We start from the raw sequence: 20742 nt of genomic DNA, 5'->3' as shown, positions 1-20742 counted from the left end.
CTATACTTGGATTAATGTGAACGAGGATCTTTATGAGATCTTCGATCATGAAGTACTATATTGCCATCACTATCAGTATACGGAAAATCAGAACCACCTTTCTCAAATCTACGATCTTGCTTTGTTCTGAGTTTATAGTTCATATCAATGTTTTTTTGATTTTGTGCATCTACCAGTTTTTTCATCATTTTTAAATCCTTTGGTTCCAGCCTAAGTGCTGCATCAACCCAGATTTTAGTAATATCTATTAACTCTTCATAGTCAAGTGGAGCATACCGTTGTCTGGCTGCCTGTAACGCCTGCATACCATTAAACAGACGACTATTTCTTTTCATATATTGATTAACCGCTTTTTCACCTTCTCCTCTTTTTACTACTTGGGTAATCACCCCCATTTCATGCAATGTTGCAGCATCATATACTTTTCCGCTGGCAATAATTTCTTCCGCCAGTTTAATACCGACCGATCTGGCTAAAAAGCTATAAGCACCCATTCCGGGAATAAGATTAAATCTAATCTCAGGAAGACCCATCTGACTTTGCTCTTCCACAATAGTAATACTATGAGAGATAGCTCCTTCAAAACCACCACCAAGAGCATTACCTTCAACAAGTGCTATTGTTGTAATTGGGAGATGTAAATTAACTGCATTCATATAAACAATATCTATACAGACTTTGGCATATTCAAAAAGTCTATCAGCATCTTTCTTTTGAATCAACTCGGAAAACAGGTTTAGATCACCACCATAATTATATATTCCGGGTATTTGTGAAGCATGAACAAAATATTTTATCGGTGTTACTGGTTTCATATCACAATACTTAAAGTAATCTATAATATCCAGTTGAAGTTGTCTAAATTCATTCAATAGTTCCATATTATAACATGGTCTTAAACTTGGGTTTGAATACCCCCATATTGCTTCTGTTTCAGGATCATATCGTACGGTAATTTCACCCCTGTCTCGCAATAATCTATGAAACTCTTTATCCATATTTTTTCCTTGTTTATGATTTATTTTCAATATATTTTTTCTCTATATCGCTTACGGACATAGGTTTTGAAAAAAGGTATCCTTGTATTTTATAACAACCAAGTGCTTCTAGACATTGTCTCTGCTCTTCAGTTTCAACACCTTCTGCAACTACGTCAAGATTCATACTCTTGGCCATAGACAAAATAGCACTTACAAGTGCTTTATCATCTTTATTTTCAGTAATGTCTTTTATAAATGCTCTATCTATTTTCAATTTATTTACCGGTATCTTTTTTAAATAAGAGAGAGACGAATATCCTGTACCAAAGTCATCAATAGTGAGATCGACTCCAAGATCTTTAATCTGATTGAGAAGTCTTATTGCCTGAACAGGTTTTTGCATTGTATAACTTTCTGTAATTTCCAGTTCCAACCACTTAGGTCTGAATTTTGTTTTTTCTAAAATATCTGAAATGATTGATATTAAGCCATGGTGACGCAACTGTTTAACAGAAAGGTTAACCGCAATGCGTTCTGGATTAAATCCCTTTTCATGCCATATTTCTAATTGCGCAGCAACATCTTCCAAGACTCTTTCTCCAATTTGAATAATAATAGAACTTGTCTCTGCAATATGAATAAATTTATCTGGGGACAATAATCCTTTTTCAGAATGTTGCCATCTTAACAATGCCTCCAGTCCAATCAATTGATTTGTTCTAATATCAATTAATGGTTGATAGTAAACTATGAATTCGTCATTGTCAAGTGCATGTCGTATGCTTGTCTCGAAGGTAATTCTCTCAAGCGCTTTTACTGTCATCTCTTGTTTATAAAAATGAAATAAATTACATCCCTCATTCTTGGCACTGTACATAGCTGCATCAGCGCATTTTAAAAGGCTTTCCGTATCTTGCCCATCATCGGGATAGATACTAATACCCAAACTTACTGTTACATAGAGTGTATGTTCTTTTATCTTTATAGGTTTTGAAATAACCTGAATAAGACTTTGAGAAATCTCACCAATATTGGAGAGATCTTCCAAGTCTTCTAAAAGCAAGGTAAATTCATCTCCGCCGAGTCTTGCCAAAGTATCTGATTTTCGAAGCCTTTTTTGTAGTCTCGTTGCAAGTATCTTTAATACATTGTCACCAACGTGGTGTCCCAAAGAATCATTAATTTCCTTAAAGTTGTCAAGATCCAGAAACAATACTGCCAGTTTAGTATTGTTTCGTTTACTTTTATCAATAGAATGCTTTAATCTATCATAAAATAAAACACGATTTGGCAATTTGGTAAGAATATCATAATACGCAAGTTTTTTATATGCATCTTTTTGTTGTTTAAGTTTTTTCGAACTCTCTTTCAAGTCAAGATTGCTTTTTTCATAGATCAAGATACGTTTTTCTATCTCCTCTTTTATTCTTAGCTCCAAACTATTATTCAGCTTGTATAATCTTTTTTTTGCTGTTTTATCTCTTTTTTCATATAAATCAACAAGTACAGAGCCAATTAAAATAATGACTATTATTAACATAAGAGAATAAAAACTTAATCCCATATCTACAAAATAGTCAATACTGATAATACCAACAATACTCATTAGTGTCATGGCGACACCTAACTGTCTACCACCAAGGAAAAATGAAAAAATAATAATAACTAAAAACCATGCTACACGTTCATGTTCATTTGGAAATATACTTATTGCTGTCAATAAGAGGATGAGACTGATTATTGTAAATACTGGAATTACTATTTGATAGTTATCTTTTGATTTTCTTAGAAGATAAACTAGACCTATACTTAGAAAAATATAAACGCAAAGAAAAGATGCAAAAAAGGTTTCTTCCTTAACAATCATGGATATAGTTAAAAAAGATATAAAGATTAAAATAACAGCTATTGCACTATTCAATAAAGAAAATTTTGATTTTAACTCATATTCTTCATCGGAAAAAGTATAACCACTATGTAAAAAATTATTTAATATATCCATAATAATAACTTTTGTAAAAAAAGATAACAGACAAGTGGTTCTGTAAATCCTGCCCTAATAAAGTCCATCCTCCTTGCCCACATCAAAATATACTTTATTATATCATAGCAGTCTTGTTAAAATAAAATATTTTACTTAGCCTTTTCGAGGTACTTGCCTTCGACCGTATCTACTTTAATCATCTCACCTTCCAGTACGTGAAATGGTACCTGAACCACTGCACCGCTCTCGAGTGTAGCAGGCTTCTTGCCACCCTGTGAGTCACCTTTGAAGTTAGGCGGTGTTTCAACAATCTTGAGTACCACTGTCTGAGGGATCTCGACAGAAATCGCTTCACCGTTATGGAACAGTATATCCGCTTCCATACCGTCTATCATAAAATCAAATGTCTCTTTACCTACCTGCTCATGTGTCAAACCGATCTGGTCAAACGTGGTCGTATCCATAAACTGAAGCATCTCACCATCATCGTAAAGATACTGCATTGTCTTCTGTTCGAGTTCAGGCACTTCGAATTTATCACCCGCATGTACAGTTTTTTCGATCACTTTACCTGTTTTGAGGTTCTTGATCTTAACACGTACGAACGCCGCGCCTTTACCCGGTTTAACGTGTTGGAATTCAGTTACTTTATACGGGTTGCCGTCTAGTTCAAGTCTTACGCCTTTTTTGATGTCACCCATTCCGATTGTTGCCATGATATATCCTTAAAAATAAATTGAGAGATTATAGCAAAGAGTTGGTAAAAGGGTAATGGACAGCACCGGAGAGTGAGTAAAAACACTCTCCGCGGCACAGAAAGAAGGTTTGTTATTTTGTAATAGAAATACTGTCTTTGCGTTTACCGTCTTCATCAAGATGGAAATCCATCGCTTTTGAATTGTGCATCAGTACCGGTACGAAAATCAGCGATACAAAGACCGCCGCTACCGTACCGGAGATCAGTGCGACACCCAGACCGCCAAAGACAGGGTCGGAAGCAAGCAGTGCTGAACCAAGGATAATCGCAACAGCGGTCAGTGCGATTGGTTTCGCCCTGGTCGCCGTTGCAGTGGCAATTGCCTCTTTCTTGTCCATACCATGATATTCCATCAGCGACTTGGCAAAGTCGATCAGAAGCAGTGAGTTCCTCGAACTGATACCCATCAGGGCGATAAAGCCGATCAGTGAGGTCGCTGTCAGGAAAAAGGTCTCACTTGTAAAGAAGTTAGCTACCCAGTGCCCAACGATCACCCCGATCAAAGAGAGGAATGATCCCAGCAGAATGATCCCGGAAATGGCAAAGCTCTTATAATAGATCACCAGCAGCAGGAATATCAATACCAGTGCAGCGATAAAGGCACCACCAAGGTCCCTGAAGGTGTCAAGTGTCACTTTCATCTCACCGTCCCAGCGAAGCAGGAACTTTTCTCCGGTCTTTTTATCCGTCAGGTAAAGATCGAACATATAGGTCGTAAATCCGGCCTTCTCGATTTCATAATCTTTGGAGAATGCTTCTATCATCTGTTCTCTTGCATCAAGCAGCGGATAGACCTGTGAGACCATATCCGTTTCGGCAATGACATTGACCATACGTGAAAGGTCCTTGTGCATGATCATCGGACTCGATTTTACCTTCCTGATCGTCACCACTTCACTGAGTGGTACCATCATCCCTTTCATGTTCATCAGGTTCAAAGAGGAGAGTTTGCTTCGTAATTCATTTTCATTACGTCCGTTCAGTATTTTACTCTCTTTTTGCAATATGAGGAATATCGGTATCTGGTCAGGCACGTCTTTTGAGTTCTTGTGTGCTATGACCATCCCCTCGAATGCCAGATAAAGAATGTTGTTTACCTGTTCAACGCTCAATCCACTTCTGGCTACCTTTTCTTTGTCTGGGATCAGTTCAAATTTGTCAAAAATATCGTCCATCATTACGTCGATATCGACAAGACCTTCGGTTTTTGCAAAAATATTTGCAACACGTACAGAAATGTCACGTACTTTCTTCAGGTTCTCACCATGCACTTCAAGTACAATAGAAGCCAGTGTCGGAGGTCCAGCAGGCTGTTCAACGAATTTGATGTTGGTTCCTTTGACCAGAGGCAGACATTTCTTTTTAACGATGGGTCTGAGTCTTTGTGTCATGAGAAAAGAGGGTTCTGCTCTCGTATGTTTGTCCGTAAGATTGACAGAAATTTCTGAAACATTCTCCGTACTTTTCATCGCTGCACCTTTGACAAGTCCCGCATAATCAAGGGGTATACCCTGCCCACGGAAGAGCTCAAGGTTCATGATCTCTTTTTCATCTTTAAGTATATCGATGACACACTGGTTGACCTTGTCTGTCTGCTCTATGGAAGATCCCGTCGGTGTATCTACATAGACAGAGAAGGTATTGTCACTTTTCCCGGGAAGCATTTTGGCCAGTACCATTTTGGTGGGAAACATCATCAAAGAGAGGAAGAAAGCCGCTGCTGTCAATACAATGACCAGCATCTTCTTGCTTTTACTGCTAAGGATGCCGTAAATGAATTTTTCCAAACCTTTCATTACTTGACCTCCTTGCTGTCTTTATGCTTTTTTTTATGGTGATGATGCTTATGCACCGGTTTTTTCAACAACTTCAAACTCAAATACGGTGTAAAGATATACGCCACAAAAAGTGAAGCAATCAATGCCACCGGTACATTATACGGGATAGGCTTCATAAACGATCCCATCATACCCCCGACAAATGCCATCGGTACCATCGTCAGAATGATCGCAAGTGTTGCAACGTTCGTAGGTGCACCGATCTCATCAGTCGCTTCGATCAACAATTGATCCATCTCTTTCTCATCGACATCATGCGCATGCAGGTGTCTGTGGATATTTTCAATCACGATGATCGCTGCATCTACCAGCAGTCCCAGCGAGAGCAGGAAGGCAAAGAGGGTGATCCTGTTGATCGTCTGTCCGGAGAGATAGGCTACGAAAAGTGTGATAGCCAAAATGGCCGGTACGGTAAAGGTAACGATCAGAGATTCTTTCCATCCCAAAGCAAATACCAGCATCAAAGCGATGATGACAATGGTGATGATCAAGTGATTCATCAACTCGTTGACCGCCTCATTCGCACGTTCACCGTAATTTCGTGTAATAATGTAACCTATCCCCTCTTTCGCGAATTCCTTCTCATGTTCCTTCAGGACTTCGAGTACATCTTCGGCAACGAAGACCGCATTGGTCCCGGCAAGTTTCGCCACGGTGAGCGTCACCTGGTTTCTCTCTTCGCCGAGTTTGGTCGCATTGGCATCTTCCTTAAAACGCACTGTCGCTGTTTTAAAATTCTGTATGTCCATACCTTCGGTCACTTTGGCAACGTCTCTGAGATAGATCGGCGACCCCATGTACTGCGCCACGATAACGGAACCGACATCCTGGACACTCTCTATGGCATTTTTGACACCAAAGATCACCAGCTCATTATTTTTAGTACGTCCTTTGACATCGGGAACATCCACCGCAACGGACTGTACCGCCTTCATGATCTGCCCCATCGAGAGGTGATAGGCGGAGAGTTTGCTCATATCGACCTCAATGTTGTATTGCGCCCTTCTAGCACCCTTCAGGGTTGTTTTAGCCACATTATCCACTGCATTGATCTTCTGCTGTATTTTTCTCACCATTTCAAAGAGTTTGACATCATCAACATTACTCCCTTTTTTGGGGTAGAATGCCACAGTGACAATAGGAATATCGATATCGATATCAAACGGTTTGATCAAAGGCTGCATGACCCCTTTTGGCATCAGGTCCATGTTCTGCATGACCTTGTCATAGAGTTTTAGGTTCGAATCTTCACGGTTCTCACCGATATAGTACATCACACTGACGACCCCATAGTTGTTAAATGCCTGTCCGTAAATATGCTCAATACCTTTGACCTCACGCAGTTTACGCTCCAGGGGGTTGATGATGATATTCTCGATCTCACGAGGTGTCGCTCCGGGCATCGCTACAACAACCGCACCACCGGAAATTGCGATCTGCGGATCTTCTTCTCTTGGCATGATATTGAGTGCCAAATATCCCATAAGGAGCAAAAATACACCCAGTACCGCGGTCAAAGGATTACGTAAAAATCCTTTTGCCAGCTTCCCGGCATAGTCCGTTACCTGATATTCATTTTTTTCAGCCATATTACTTTACCTGATAATGATTTTGGCATACATGCCGGGATAAACCGACTTGCCTTTATGGTCAAACTCTATCTTGATTTTGAACTTGTGTGTCATAGGATTGGAGTTGGGGATGATCGATGAGATCTTTCCCTTCGTTTTCAAGTTCAAAGAAGGTACCTCCACCTCTACTTCTTTACCCAAGTGAATGAAGGGCAACTGTGTCTCTGAGATCTCTGCCACGATCTTGAGACGACTCAGGTCTGTCAGAACCACTGCCGGCATTCCGGGAATGGCCATCTCACCTTCATTGATACGCTTGGCAACAATGACCCCATCATTGGGGGCGGTAATCCTCAGATAGTTGTACTGGTTAAGTACCTCTTCTTTTTTTGCCAGAGCCTGGTTGACCTGCTCCTGTGATATCTCTACCATATCCTTGAGGTTCTTTTCTGCCAGTTCAAGGGTTTCCAACTCATATTTGGAAACCATTTTCTTTTCATAAAGTCTTTTGTGTCTCGCCAGGTTGAGTATAACATTGTTGTATTGGTTCTTGTTCATCTGCAATGCCAGTCTTGCCTGTGATATCGCAAGGTCAACCTGTCTTTCCGCCGCTTCGATCTCTTTGGAGTCAATCTCATAAAGCAATTGTCCTTTTTTAACGATATCTCCTTCCGATACCGCCATGTTCTTGATATAACCCATATAACGACTGGTCATCATCTTCTGGTTATCAGATACGACTGAACCGCTCAGGTCTATCTCCACTGCGTTCAATGTGGACAGCAGGAACACTGCTATTAATGTAACGATCTTTCTCATACATCCCCTCCTATGTTTATGATACTTTCAAGTTCGAATATTTTGGTATTTCTTTTGTTGACGACGGTCAGAAGCTTCAACAGCGATTCGAGCTGTTTTGACTGCTGGATCAGCACGTCCGTAATGGAAGCAAGTCCCTCTTCGTAACGTGTCCTGTAGTTTTCATACACCCTTTTGGCGAACTGCAGCTGCTTTGTGTAGCTTCTGATATCCGCATCGGCACTCAGGATCTCCGTTTTGAGTTTTTTGGCCTGAAGCACGATCCCTTTTTTGGCCAGTTCAACCTGGTCACGTACCTGCAGACGCTTGAGCTTCGCTTTTTCAAGCCTGGCATCATCCTGCCCGCCGTTGAAGATATTCCATTTTGCCTGAACACCGAAGGTATAGGAGTCTTTTCCTGTAAAGTCATTGAAGAGCGTATTGTCCGCAGAGCCGTACTCCGCGAAGCCGCCTACGGTCGGCAGGAAACTCGACTCTTCCACTTTCACGGCCATTTCGGAGATCTGCAGCCCCAGTTTGGCTTTCTGAATGTCAATGTTGTTCGCCTCGAGTATATGCCGATCTACGCGTGGCATAGGTGCTTTCGCACTGACCTTGTGAATGGAGCTTACGTCTCTATTGAGCAGGAAAGAGAGGAACTGGTAGGCAAGGTCTCTGTTGAGCTTTGCCTGGTTGTACATACTGTCAGCCTCGGCCTTTCTTGCCTGCACTTCAAGCAGGTCCATCTCTTTGGCATAGCCTTCCTTCTGCATATTCTGGATCACATCTTCGAGTGTATTGATGTTCTTCCTGATCTTGGAGAGGTTGGCGATATAGCGTTCGACCAGTGAAATATCGTAGAACGCTTTTTTCACTTCGTAAATCTTCACGTTCAGGAGTTTTTGCGTATCGTACTTGCTCATACGGTACATCGATTCCATGATGTGTTTATATTCTGTCAGTTTACCGCCGGTATAGATGGGCAGCATATAGGAGAGTTTTGTCTGATAGTTGTTTCGGGCAGCAGGGTAGTTCAGGTCATTCGGCTGAACAGCAAGCAATCCATTCAAGTTCTGAGAGAAACCGGGAGGAAGCATTCCACTGTTCGCAGCTGTCAGTGCATTTCCCAATGGTCCCAAAAATTCACTGAAACCAAAATCTCCAAATGTTGCTTCCCTGCTCATCAGTTTAAAACCAAAAACATTCAAAGCATCGTTCGAGCGCATCCCTGACAGACTGATATCAAGAGAACCGTAGTTCATCCCCTCGGCCACCTTCACTTCCATAGCCTGCATCTGTTCATTGAAACGTGCGACCTTTACTTCCAGGTTATCATGCTTCACCATATCCAATGCCTGGCGAAGTGGCAGGTTCTTTACTCCCGCAATAAGCGGTAAAGAAAGAGATAATAAAAGTATCACTCTTTTCATCATCATTGTATCTCCTCAATATAATCGTTTATTATAGCACAAGATGTAGCATTATTGTGCTTTTTTTGCAGTATTCGCGCGAATTATATCAAAATTAATTTAAAATAATGAAGAATAAATATGTTTTTCATCAATTTGTTTGAATAGAATATGAATAAAGAGTTAAAGTAAAAAATGAGTAAAAAATTAAGTCGACAAACTACAGACAAGAGCCTGTAGTTTGGGTTAAAGCGTTGCGTGACTTACGCTGATGCAAGCCTTAAGTGCAGAAAGGGCATCAAGTACCTCTTTGGAGACCTGACCATCAACACGGACCACAGCAAGTGCCTGCTGTTTCTTGTCGCGTCCCAGTCTGAAGTCTGAAATGTTCAGACCATTTTCTGCAAGAATTCGACCTACGTCGCCGATCACACCTGGAGTGTCCGTATTTCTAAAGAAGATCATCGTCCCCTTGGGCTCAACATCCAAAATATAGTCATCGATCTCGATGATGCGCTGTACAGTATCGTCAAAAACGGTTCCCGCGATCGTGATCGTACTATCAGCCGTAGTAAGCTTGATCTTAACTTTATTCGTGAAACCACTGGTGTTAGGCAGCACTTCATTGGCAAGTTCGATGCCACGCTCTTTGGCAACAAATTCGGCATTGACATAGTTCACCTGATCTGCAAGCGATTCTGTCAGTACACCTACGGTAGCGAATGTCTGCATAGAGGCAAGATAATCCGATACCGGGCCTTTAGCAGTCACTTTGATAGACTTGACTGCAGATTTTGTCACCTGTGAAGAGAGATGCCCCATTTTCTGGATCAATTCAAGGTACGGGCGGACAAAGTCAGGAAGTTCGTTCTCCTTGATAGGAAGGTTCAGTGCATTCGGATAGGCAATACCTTTTGCCGCCGCGATCGCATTTTCCGCTGCCTGAATGGCAATGTTACGCTGAGACTCTTTTGTATTGGCACCAAGGTGAGGTGTCACCGTTACATTATCAAGATCTAATAGAGGATGATCTGTAGCCGGTTCTTTGTTAAATACATCGATACCCGCCATGGCGATCTTACCTGATTTTAAGCCTTCAAGAAGTGCTTCTTCATTGTAAAGCCCGCCACGTGCACAGTTAATGAGGATCACACCGTCTTTCATTTTGGCGATCTCATCCTTATTGATCATACCGATGGTCTCTTCCGTTTTCGGTGTATGGATCGTAATGATATCGCAGGCAAGAATATCTTCAAAATTCTTGGTATACCCGATATCAAGATCGGTCGCTTTGCTCGGATCGATATACGGGTCATACGCAAGTACATCCATCTCGAAAGCTTTGGCTCTTTTACCAACGCGCGAACCGATATTACCAAAACCGATAATACCCAGTTTTTTGTCCTTCAGCTCCGTTCCGTACCAGTCCTGTCTTCTCCAGACACGGTCCAGCTTAAGATTATTGTGTGCATACGGGAACTGTCTGACACAGGAGAGCATGTGTGCCAAAGTCAGCTCGACCGCAGCGATCGTATTGGCTGTAGGTACGTTCATGACTACGATACCCTGCTTGCTTGAACCGGGGATATCGACATTATCCACACCCACGCCCGCACGTACAATGGCAGTGATCTTTTTGGCTGATTCAAGAAAAGCCGCATCTACATCGGTAGAAGAACGTGTGATCGCAACATCTGCCAAAGGAATGATCTCTGCGATGAGTTTGTCTTTGGGTTCATCTGCTGCATTGATGAGTTTGATCTCGCTATCGTTTGCAAGAATGTCCAAACCGCTCTGGTGAATATGGTCACAAACAACAATTGTTTTTTTTGACATCTGAAAACCTTTTAATTTTGGTTGAGTTTAAGTACGCAGTACTATGAAGGTGGTGTATGCGAGAAATGCATACACCATTTTTGTTTAATTATTTTTTGAACTTGTCACCGAAAGCATCACCAAGTGTCATGCTGTCGTCCTGATTAAGATTGAGTTGCTCCATTGCTTCTCTTTCTTCCTGTCGTTCAAGTCTTTTAACAGAAACTCTGATCCTGTCATTGTTCTCGTCGATGAAAGAGATCACACCTTTGATCTCCTGCCCTTTTTCGATCTCGTCGAATTTAAGCGGGTGAAGATCTTCTGTTCTGATCAATGCATCCACATTGTCTTCAAGCGCGATGAACACACCGAAATCTTTTTTGTCTTTTACTGTGCCGGTTACGATGGCACCATTCTTGTGAGTCTGTGCAAATGCTTTTATCGGAGAATCTTCAAGCGCTTTTTTGCTCAAAGAGATCTTACCTGCATCTTTGTCGATCTTGATGATCTTCACTTCAACTTCATCACCGACTGCAAGCTCTGACTTGGCATTTTTGCTCTTATCCCATGAGATCTCCTGATTATGAAGAAGACCCTCTACAGAACCTACTTTAACAAATGCACCGAAATCCGTGATGGAAGTTACCGTACCCTTGACCACATCGCCAACTCTGTACTGCTGCGTAAATGCATCCATAGGTTTTGGAAGAAGGCTCTTGAGGCTTACTCTGAGTCTTCTGCCTTCTTTGTCAACTTCGATCACTTCAACATTGATCTCTTCGCCATTTGTCAGATAATCTTTGGGGTGCTTGACATTTTTATCCCAAGAAATTTCAGATACATGAAGGAATGCTTCAAGATCTTCACCAAGATCAACGAATACACCGTAAGGCTCAATGTTAGAAACTGTTGCTGTTACTGTATCGCCTACACCGATGATAGAATCGATATCTGCCCAAGGATCAGGATTGGCATCTTTGATAGAAAGAGAAAGATGTCTTTTTTTCTTATCATAGTCAAGTGCAATGACATTGACCTCGTCACCTTCCTGGAAATATTTGGAAGGATTGACCGGACCTTTATGGGAGATCTGTGAATAATGAACAAGACCGTCCATTCCACCCACATCTACAAACATACCGTAAGATGTGATCTTTTTGATCGTACCTACGACAGGCTCTTTGTTCTCTAAAAGTTCTCCAACGATCTCATCTGTTTTCGCCTTATCTCTTTCGATAAGTTCTTTTCTTGAAACAACAACTGACCCTTTATCTTTATCGACTTTCACGATGACTGCTTTGACTTTTTTGCCAATAGCTTCAAAACCTGGCTTCGAAGAAAGGTATGAAAGCGTGCGCGGCATGAAGAATTCAAGACCATCCACCTCAACGACGTATCCGCCTTTGTTCTTCTTGGTCACAACACCTTCGATGATATATTCCTGCTCTTCGTCATACTCAGAGATGAACTCGTTCAATGCCGCTCTTCCGAGTGCCGCTTTGTAAGAGATACGTCCTCTACCCATGTTCAATACATCAATGTTGTCACCGACGTTAAAGAGGATATTTCCTTCTTCATCTTTGATCTCGTCGAGCGCAAGGTTTGCATCTCTACCGCCACCGATATCCACTACAGCCAAATTGTCTTTCTCATCGATCTTAACGACCGTACCGGTTACCAAATCACTTCTTGATTCTGATTTTTTAAACGATTCCTCAAGCATCGCCTCAAAATCTACATCTTCTATTTCGATATCTTCGAACTTCATACCTATCCTTATGTGTACACAAATTTTGCGATATTATATCTAAATTTTTTATCAGAATGCTTAGGGTAAAAAATAAATTTTTGGGGGAAACCATAGAGCGCTGCATTTTCACAGCTCCTTATTTAGCCATATTTCTGGTGTTGTCAGGGGACAACACCCTACAGAGATATCATATTTTTAATAACTGGAAATACTCTCCAAAACCTCAAAATAGGTTGGAAAAGTCTTGGCCGTACATTCAGGTTCATTGATAGTGACAGAAACCGGATCGAGTGCCAAAAGAGAGAAACACATCGCCATACGGTGGTCATCATAGGTATCGATAGCGGCATGCTTAAGCTGTACCGGCGGAGTGATAGTGAGGTAGTCCTCACCCTCTTCCACCTTTGCACCCACTTTTCGAAGTTCCATTGCCATGGCATGGAGCCTGTCCGTCTCTTTGACGCGCCAGTTATAGATGTTACGCAGCGTAGTTGTCCCTTTGGCGAAGAGTGCCGTGGTCGCTATGGTCATCGCCGCATCGGGGATATGGTTGAAATCCATATTGACCGCATTGAGCTCTCCCCTACTGACGGAGACATAGTCATCTCCCCATTCTACTTTGGCACCCATCTTCTCAAGTACATCTGCAAAAGCGACATCTCCCTGTACAGATGTTTTCCCTATACCTGTCACTTTGACCGTCCCGCCCTTAATGGCCGCTGCCGCCAGGAAATAGGAAGCAGAGGAGGCATCTCCTTCGACCATGAAAGTTTCAAGCGCCTGGTAGATTTGTCCGCCTTTAATAAAAAAACGTTCATAATTCTCATTACGAACCTCCACACCGAACTGCTTCATGATGTGCAATGTTATGTCGATGTAGGGTTTGGATACAAGTTCGCCCACAATATCGATCTGCATGTCTCCCCGAGCCATCGGTGCAGCCATCAGGAGTGCCGTCAAAAACTGGCTCGAGATCGAACCGTCTATCCTGACCTCTCCGCCTTTGAGTCCGTCAGCTTCGATCTTCAACGGCGGGTACCCTTCATTCTCCAGGTAAGTGATCTTCGCCCCTGCTTCTCTAAGTGCATCCACCAGATGGCCTATAGGTCGCTCTTTCATACGCGGTTCTCCGGTAAGCACATAAGTTCCGCTTCCCAGCGTCAAAGCAGCACATAGCGGGCGCATGGCCGTTCCGGCATTTCCCAAAAAGAGTTCCAAGGGTTCTTTCGTATGAAAGGGGCCGCCGTTCCCAACCACGGTACATTCCGTTCTGTCTTCAGAAAGTGTGTATTCCACACCCAAAAGTTTAAGTGCATTGAGCATATGCCGGGTATCGTCACTCTCAAGCAGATTGGTGATCCTTGTCGTTCCTTCTGCCAGTGCCGCGATCAGCAGTGCTCTGTTGGAAAGACTCTTGGAACCCGGAAGATTTACTTCTCCTTCAATATATCTGATCGGTTTGAGTGTAATACTGTTCATCGTGCTCTGCCTACTTCAGCGCTTCTATCTTGTCGATAACGTTCTGAACGATCCAGTCCGGTGTCGAAGCCCCTGCCGAAATACCGCACAGTTTCTTACCTTCAAACCACTTCGGTTCCAATTCTGCTTCATTCTCTATCAGATAGCTATCATCACAATAACTTTTGCAGATAGAGTGCAATTGCTTGGTATTGGACGAGTGCTTCCCGCCAATGACGACCATCACGTCTGCATCTTTTGCCAACTCTGCCGCTGCATCCTGATTTTCAAACGTTGCATTGCAGATCGTGTTGAAAACACGTACCTCTTTATGGTTGAGAATCAGGGCATTGACGATCTTTAGAAAATCTTCCGGCTTTCGGGTAGTTTGCGCTACCACTGCTACTTTTGAAAGGATGGGAAGCCCTTTAAGTTCATCTTCATGCTTAACGATGAACGCATTGCGGAGATCCTTGGCATAAGAGACCACCCCTTTGATCTCCGGGTGCTCTTTGTCTCCGAAAATGACGATACTGTAACCTTTTTCGCTCATATTCGCAACGATATTCTGGGGTGTCGTCACATAGGGACAGGTCGCATCAATGATCGGATTCTCCTGTGCTTTAAGCTGGGAAAGTTCATCTTTGGGGATACCATGTGTACGGATGACCACGGAATCTTCCGGTGTTACATCATCGAGTTTTTCTGCCAGTCCGATATCAAACCCTTCTTTGAGGCGGTTGATCTCGTCTTTGTTATGGATAAGCGGTCCGTAGGTCTTGCTTCCCTGATGTTCTTCAGCAATCTTGATGGCACGCTTCACCCCGAAACAGAAACCGTAACTCGATGCAAGCTGTATCTTCATACTATCTCAGCTCCGCATTGCAGTTGGTCTCGAGTGCCTGCATCACTTCTGCCATCACGGCTTCTATATCGCTGTCTTCGAGTGTTTTTTCCATGGACTGGATGAAGAACCTGATAGTCAGACTCTTTTTGTTCCCCAGTTTTTCATCTTCATAGATATCCACCGGGTAGCTCTCTTTAAGTGTCGGAATATCCAATCCGTTCAGTACTTTGGCCACTTCATAGTATGAGAGAGATTTGTCTATTACGATACTGAGATCTTTATAGACTCCCTGGAATTTTGAAATAGGTGTTGCACTGATATGTTCTGGCAACAGGGCATCCAGCGAAAGCTCTGCAATGAACGTCACGGGGATCCCGTACTCCTCCTGTACCATCGGATGCAGTTTGCTCATATATCCACATACTTTGCCGTTTACAATAATATCGGCAGACTGGTAAGGATGGAGTAGTGCATTATTCCTGGTACAGGGTACCAGGTCAAAGTCACCAACCACAGCACCGATCTTCTGTGTGAAGGAAGCGAAATCCACCATTTTCGGTTTACCCGCATTACTTACATTCTCCCCTTCTATCTGTCCGGAAAAGACAAAGGAGAGCACCTCGGATTCCTCTCTTTGACTCCCGAATACCGCACCGATTTCAAAAAGCGGAATCGATTTCTTGGTGTAACTGACATTACGTTTTACTGCATTGAGCAGATTTGTCAGAATCGTACTCCTAAGCGTATTAAGCTCTTCCGCAATCGGGTTGGCAAGGTCAAGCGCTGTCTCCACTGTTTCAAAGCCGTATTTCTCCAGTACTGCTCTTTCAGTAAAGACATAAGAAACATTCTCATAGAAACCATTTCCTACGGCACGATTTTTAATACTTTTCTTGGCTTTGAAACGGTCTGAAGTGGCATTCAGACGTCTCTTCTCTGCAAAAACAAACGGTTTGGCTTCAATATTGTTAATGCCAATGATACGAACGATCTCTTCAGTAATATCCTGAATATTCCTGATATCATGTCTGAACAATGGTACAGCCACTGCCACATGCTCATGGTCCATCATCGTAATCTCGAACCCCAGCTTTTTCAGGATAGTAACAATCTTGTTCATCTCTACATCCATACCGATGATGGATGACACTTCCCCGGAATCCACAATGATCTTCTTGTTATGACGTTCCACACGTACATCAAGCGAGCCTTCATAACAGTTGATATCGCTGTAATTATCCATCAGGTAAGCCAGGAACTGCAGACCAAGACCAAGATCGGGATTGGACCCTCTGGATGTCTTATAGTAAAGCTCATCTGTTTTCAATTGATGTTCAGCTACGGCTTCAACCAAAAGATCAGGATCAATGTAACTTGCTTCGATCAATAGTTTTGTTGTATTATCCGTTGCTTTATAATCCTCTACCTGATTCACACCGACGATACTTAATACTTTCTCATGGGCAAAGATCTCTATGATACCTTTAGCTTTGGCTCTGGGACTCACCATGATCTTGTCATCTTCATTGCAGAGCGGCACACAGTCATACGCACGCAGAATCACTCCTGTCGTATGGGTGGCATAGGCAAGTATTCTGTCCAGTTTGCCTTCTGCTTCCACATTGACCATTGCCAAACGAAGTCGGATCAGGAAGGTATCATCAATATATTCTATGCTTGCCAGCTTATAGCGCAGATCGGCATCTATTTCACCTTCAGTATGTAACTCTGCATCTCTGGCGATACCAAGCTTCATTCTCTCAGCCTGCTTGTACTCGAACGATTTCATCTCTATATTGAGCGCTGCACTGAGATCTCTTGCCACACCATAGATACTAAGGCAATCGCCTCTGTTGGCTGTGAGTTCAAGCTCTATGATCGTATCGGCAACGGTTGGGTATTCACCAAGCGCTTTCCCCACTTCAAGCTCCCCGATGCTCTCATCGAGTATCATGATCCCTTTGCCCATTTCAGGCAATCCGAGTTCAGAAGAGGCACAGACCATACCGGCACTCTTCACACCGCGAAGTTCTGCATCTTTGATCTCAAAATTACCCGGCAGCACGGCACCGATGGTCGCCACAGCCACATACTCTGCATCAAGCACATTGGCTGCTCCACAGACAATCTGCTCGACCCTGCCACCCACATCGATCTGACAGACATTCAATTTGTCTGCGTCCGGATGTTTCTCACAGGAAATGATCTTCCCAACCACGACTTTGGGGTCGATCTCTACCTGGTCGATACTGTCAACTTCCAGTCCAATGGCATTGAACGTTTCATAGAGTGTATCGTTACTGACCTCGCTCAGATCTATAAATTCATTTAACCAACTTCTTGTTACTATCATCTAAACTGCTCCAACAAACGAATATCTCCCTCAAACAGACTTCTCAGGTCCGGTATCTTATGCATTAACATCGCAAAACGTTCTACGCCCAGTCCGAAGGCATAACCGCTTACATCTTCATAGCCTACCGCTTTGAAGACATTGGGGTCGACGATCCCACAACCGAGTACTTCCAGCCATCCAGTGTGTGAACAGACACGACACCCCTTTCCTTCACAGAAAATACAGCTGATATCTACTTCCGCAGAAGGCTCGGTAAACGGGAAGAAGCTCGGTCTGAAACGTACCTCGACATCTCCAAACATATACTGTAAAAAATCGGTTAGTATCGCTTTGAGGTTTGCAAAACTCACTTTACCCTTTTCATCGACTACCAGTCCTTCGACCTGATGGAACATCGGCGTATGTGTCAGGTCATAATCCCGTCTGAAAACAGAACCCGGAGCGATCATCCTGATGGGAGGTTTGGTCTCCAGCATCGTTCTGATCTGCACGGGTGAAGTGTGTGTTCTCAACAGCCCACTGTCTTTAAAGTAGAACGTATCCTGCATATCTCTTGCCGGGTGGTATTTGGGGAGGTTCAAAGCTTCAAAGTTATGGAAATCATCTTCGACCATCGGCCCGGTCTCGACTGCAAAGTTCAATGCCACAAAGTAGTCAATGATCTTATCCATCGTCTCCATGACCGGATGCAGTGCACCCTTTTCTGCCACTGCTCCATACAAGGAAATATCGATCGCTTCACTCTTGAGCATTTTTTCTATTTCTTCGGCCTTCAGCACTTCATATCGTGCATCGAACGCTTCCTGAAGTGCTGTTTTTTGCTTGTTCAAACCTTCTGCAAAGGCTTTCTTCTCCGGCCCAGGGATATCTTTCATCTTGGCAAACTGTGCTGCAAGCAGCCCTTTTTTACCGAACAGTTCTATACGTACTTTTTCCAATACTTCAAGCGAATCTGCCTCAAGTATCTTTGCTTCCAAATTCTCCATAATGCTCCATTTATCGCATAATAATTGCCGTGATTTTATCCAAAAGTAACTAATAGTGGGGTTTATTGCGATTTTTCTATGATATAATCCACAATATAAAAATCAATAATTAATTTAAAAAGGATAATACCATGTGCATATTCTGCAAGATCGTCAATGGAGAAATACCGAACAATACCGTGCATGAGAGTGACCATTTTCTGGCATTTCATGACCTTTACCCCAAGGCACCGGTTCATATACTTATCATCCCAAAACAGCATGTAGACTGTTTTCAGGTTGTGTCACCCGAAATGATGGCCGATATGACACCATTTATCCAGGAAGTCGCAACAAAAGTCGGTATTGACCAATCCGGATACAGACTGATTACCAACAACGGAGTTGACGGAGGGCAGGAGGTAAACCATCTACATTTCCATATGCTTGGCGGAGCAAAACTTGTTTGGGACCACTCTCACGAAGACCCACATAAAAGTATCTAAATTTTTGTAAGGTGCATTTCTCTGCACCTTCTGTACTTTTAAAACTTTTTAGGAGCAATACACTCCACCAAAACCATCATCCATCTCAATCCTACCGTATCCGAAGCGATATGTTCATCATTTTTCATCTTGTTTTTCAAGCCATTTCTTCAGGTCCTCTATCTGCTCCAAAGTCCTCACCGTAGCCGTACCACCCTCAGACTGACGGGCATTCATCGAAGCACGGTTATCAAGGAGAGCTACTACATCTTCAGCAATACGCTCATCGATACTTTGCAAATCTTCCAAAGAAAGTTCAGAGATATCAAGTCCCTTTTCTTCAGCGAGATTCACCACATTACCGGTAATATGGTAGGCATCACGGAATGGAAGTCCCTGTTCTTTTACAAGGTAGTCCGCCAGGTCTGTTGCAGAAAGGTGACCCACCATACAGGCACGTTCCATAGCTTCTTTGTTCACCGTCATATCAGCGATCATCTCTTCAAGTACCTGTAGTGAAAGAATAGCTGTTCTTACAGAGTCAAACACACCCTCTTTATCCTCCTGCATATCTTTGTTGTAGGCAAGAGGAAGACTTTTCATGACTGTAAGCAGTGCTACAAGATTCCCATTGACACGCCCTGTCTTACCGCGAAGCAGTTCAGGAATATCCGGATTTTTCTTTTGCGGCATGATGGAGGAGCCTGTCGCATGACGGTCACTAAGTGTCACCCATTTGAATTCTGCGGCCGACCATAAGATGAGCTCTTCACTCAAACGGCTCATATGCATCATCACAGTGGAAATGTTAAAGAGTATTTCGAGTGCAAAATCACGGTCACTCACCGTATCGAGACAATTAAGAGTCGGTGCATTGAACCCCAGTTTATCCGAAGTGGTCTGACGATTAATGGGGTGTGGTGTGCCAGCCAACGCTGCACACCCAATTGGTGAATAGTTATTGCGCTCATAAGAGCTCATAAAACGCTCATAGTCACGTTTAAACATACTGGCATAAGCCATCATGTGATAACCGAAATTGATGGGTTGAGCATGCTGAAGATGTGTCATTCCCGGCAGCATTGTTTCCGCATTTTCCTCTGCCACCTTTACAAACGTTTCAATATTCTTCAAAAGCAGTTCCGCAATGGTTTTGGTATTACGCTGAACATAAAGTCTGAAGTCCAGTGCTACCTGATCATTACGGCTTCTAGCTGTATGCAGACGCTTTCCTGCATCACCTATACGTCGTGTAAGTTCACCCTCTATCGCCATATGAATGTCTTCATCATCACCCTCAAGTTTAAACAGACCTGACTCTATATCGGCAAGTATATCCTGCAACCCTGCATCGATCTTTTCCTGATCTTCCCTGGAGATGATCCCCTGTTCACTGAGCATGAAAGCGTGTGCACGTGACCCCTCAATATCCTCTCTGTAGAGTACTTTGTCAAAAGGAAGTGAGTTGTTAAGATCCTGAAGAAGTTTGGAACTCTTCTCTGAAATTCTGGCAGAAGCGATTTTTTTAGACATAGCAGTATCCTGTAAATAATAAATTAAGGTATTTTAGCGAAAAGTTGATGTAGGGAAGGCTAACGCTGTTATTGGTTATTGGTGTATTGGTTATTAGGAAGCCGTAGGGTGCCGTTTCATCGCACCACTAACATGAATAGTGAACAGTTTGACATAGATTAAAAGTTTAATTAAGTGTTATGTGTGAATATTTGAA

At 42.8% G+C, this 20742-nt stretch carries 15 protein-coding genes; 1 reads left to right on the top strand and 14 read right to left on the bottom strand.

What is annotated here, in order from left to right; translation table 11 throughout:
* Nucleotides 1–11: 11 nt before the first annotated feature.
* The 13 genes from SUN_RS02895 to pheS form a co-directional block, all read right to left on the bottom strand.
* Nucleotides 12–998, bottom strand: coding sequence for a crotonase/enoyl-CoA hydratase family protein (locus SUN_RS02895; RefSeq protein WP_011980251.1), 987 nt, complete (start codon nt 996–998; stop codon nt 12–14).
* Between the two features lie 13 nt (nt 999–1011).
* Nucleotides 1012–2982 (bottom strand): putative bifunctional diguanylate cyclase/phosphodiesterase, encoded by a 1971-nt coding sequence (locus SUN_RS02890; RefSeq protein ID WP_011980250.1) that lies wholly within the window; start codon nt 2980–2982, stop codon nt 1012–1014.
* A gap of 131 nt (nt 2983–3113) precedes the next feature.
* Nucleotides 3114–3680, bottom strand: a complete 567-nt coding sequence (gene efp / locus SUN_RS02885; RefSeq protein WP_011980249.1) for an elongation factor P — start codon at nt 3678–3680, stop codon at nt 3114–3116.
* Nucleotides 3681–3792: 112 nt separating this feature from the next.
* The gene (locus SUN_RS13850) at nt 3793–5517 is read right to left on the bottom strand and encodes an efflux RND transporter permease subunit (RefSeq protein ID WP_011980248.1); all 1725 of its coding nucleotides are present in this window, start codon (nt 5515–5517) and stop codon (nt 3793–3795) included.
* A complete protein-coding gene (locus tag SUN_RS13845; RefSeq protein WP_011980247.1) occupies nt 5517–7148 on the bottom strand; it encodes an efflux RND transporter permease subunit in 1632 nt (543 codons plus the stop codon). The genes SUN_RS13850 and SUN_RS13845 overlap by 1 nt, the downstream gene beginning before the upstream one ends.
* Before the next feature lie 6 nt (nt 7149–7154).
* A complete protein-coding gene (locus tag SUN_RS02870; RefSeq protein ID WP_011980246.1) occupies nt 7155–7949 on the bottom strand; it encodes an efflux RND transporter periplasmic adaptor subunit in 795 nt (264 codons plus the stop codon).
* Nucleotides 7946–9364 (bottom strand): TolC family protein, encoded by a 1419-nt coding sequence (locus SUN_RS02865; protein ID WP_011980245.1) that lies wholly within the window; start codon nt 9362–9364, stop codon nt 7946–7948. Before SUN_RS02865 ends, SUN_RS02870 begins: the two co-directional genes overlap by 4 nt.
* Nucleotides 9365–9583: 219 nt before the next feature.
* A complete protein-coding gene (gene serA, locus SUN_RS02860; protein WP_011980244.1) occupies nt 9584–11173 on the bottom strand; it encodes a phosphoglycerate dehydrogenase in 1590 nt (529 codons plus the stop codon).
* Between the two features lie 88 nt (nt 11174–11261).
* Nucleotides 11262–12920 carry a 30S ribosomal protein S1 gene (locus SUN_RS02855; protein WP_011980243.1) on the bottom strand — a complete coding sequence of 553 codons (1659 nt, stop codon included), beginning with the start codon at nt 12918–12920 and terminating at the stop codon, nt 11262–11264.
* Between the two features lie 177 nt (nt 12921–13097).
* Nucleotides 13098–14381: a 3-phosphoshikimate 1-carboxyvinyltransferase gene (gene aroA / locus SUN_RS02850; RefSeq protein WP_011980242.1), complete on the bottom strand. Its 1284-nt coding sequence runs from the start codon at nt 14379–14381 to the stop codon at nt 13098–13100.
* A 10-nt stretch (nt 14382–14391) separates the two neighbouring features.
* Entirely contained in the window at nt 14392–15225 is an 834-nt protein-coding gene (locus tag SUN_RS02845; protein ID WP_011980241.1) for a 4-hydroxy-3-methylbut-2-enyl diphosphate reductase, read from the bottom strand.
* A 1-nt stretch (nt 15226) separates the two neighbouring features.
* Entirely contained in the window at nt 15227–17560 is a 2334-nt protein-coding gene (gene pheT, locus SUN_RS02840) for a phenylalanine--tRNA ligase subunit beta (protein WP_011980240.1), read from the bottom strand.
* Entirely contained in the window at nt 17557–18549 is a 993-nt protein-coding gene (pheS, locus tag SUN_RS02835) for a phenylalanine--tRNA ligase subunit alpha (protein WP_011980239.1), read from the bottom strand. The genes pheT and pheS overlap by 4 nt, the downstream gene beginning before the upstream one ends.
* A 131-nt stretch (nt 18550–18680) precedes the next feature.
* Between pheS and SUN_RS02830 the strand changes: the two genes are divergently transcribed.
* The gene (locus SUN_RS02830; RefSeq protein ID WP_011980238.1) at nt 18681–19034 is read left to right on the top strand and encodes a histidine triad nucleotide-binding protein; all 354 of its coding nucleotides are present in this window, start codon (nt 18681–18683) and stop codon (nt 19032–19034) included.
* Between the two features lie 117 nt (nt 19035–19151).
* Here SUN_RS02830 and argH read toward each other — a convergent pair whose 3' ends face one another.
* Nucleotides 19152–20546, bottom strand: coding sequence for an argininosuccinate lyase (argH, locus tag SUN_RS02825; RefSeq protein WP_011980237.1), 1395 nt, complete (start codon nt 20544–20546; stop codon nt 19152–19154).
* Nucleotides 20547–20742: the final 196 nt, after the last annotated feature.

The organism is Sulfurovum sp. NBC37-1, assembly GCF_000010345.1.
Lineage (GTDB): Bacteria > Campylobacterota > Campylobacteria > Campylobacterales > Sulfurovaceae > Sulfurovum.
Note: the sequence above shows the minus strand (reverse complement) of the source record. Positions and strands in the feature narration are given on the sequence as shown.

Coding starts and splice junctions, on each gene's coding strand:
- pheS (WP_011980239.1), bottom strand. CDS start 18,549: ATGGAGAATTTGGAAGCAAAGATACTTGAGGCAGATTCGCTTGAAGTA.
- SUN_RS02855 (WP_011980243.1), bottom strand. CDS start 12,920: ATGAAGTTCGAAGATATCGAAATAGAAGATGTAGATTTTGAGGCGATG.
- efp (WP_011980249.1), bottom strand. CDS start 3,680: ATGGCAACAATCGGAATGGGTGACATCAAAAAAGGCGTAAGACTTGAA.
- SUN_RS02895 (WP_011980251.1), bottom strand. CDS start 998: ATGGATAAAGAGTTTCATAGATTATTGCGAGACAGGGGTGAAATTACC.
- argH (WP_011980237.1), bottom strand. CDS start 20,546: ATGTCTAAAAAAATCGCTTCTGCCAGAATTTCAGAGAAGAGTTCCAAA.
- SUN_RS02845 (WP_011980241.1), bottom strand. CDS start 15,225: ATGAAGATACAGCTTGCATCGAGTTACGGTTTCTGTTTCGGGGTGAAG.
- serA (WP_011980244.1), bottom strand. CDS start 11,173: ATGTCAAAAAAAACAATTGTTGTTTGTGACCATATTCACCAGAGCGGT.
- aroA (WP_011980242.1), bottom strand. CDS start 14,381: ATGAACAGTATTACACTCAAACCGATCAGATATATTGAAGGAGAAGTA.
- SUN_RS02870 (WP_011980246.1), bottom strand. CDS start 7,949: ATGAGAAAGATCGTTACATTAATAGCAGTGTTCCTGCTGTCCACATTG.
- SUN_RS02890 (WP_011980250.1), bottom strand. CDS start 2,982: ATGGATATATTAAATAATTTTTTACATAGTGGTTATACTTTTTCCGAT.
- SUN_RS02830 (WP_011980238.1), top strand. CDS start 18,681: ATGTGCATATTCTGCAAGATCGTCAATGGAGAAATACCGAACAATACC.
- SUN_RS02865 (WP_011980245.1), bottom strand. CDS start 9,364: ATGATGATGAAAAGAGTGATACTTTTATTATCTCTTTCTTTACCGCTT.
- SUN_RS13850 (WP_011980248.1), bottom strand. CDS start 5,517: ATGAAAGGTTTGGAAAAATTCATTTACGGCATCCTTAGCAGTAAAAGC.
- SUN_RS13845 (WP_011980247.1), bottom strand. CDS start 7,148: ATGGCTGAAAAAAATGAATATCAGGTAACGGACTATGCCGGGAAGCTG.
- pheT (WP_011980240.1), bottom strand. CDS start 17,560: ATGATAGTAACAAGAAGTTGGTTAAATGAATTTATAGATCTGAGCGAG.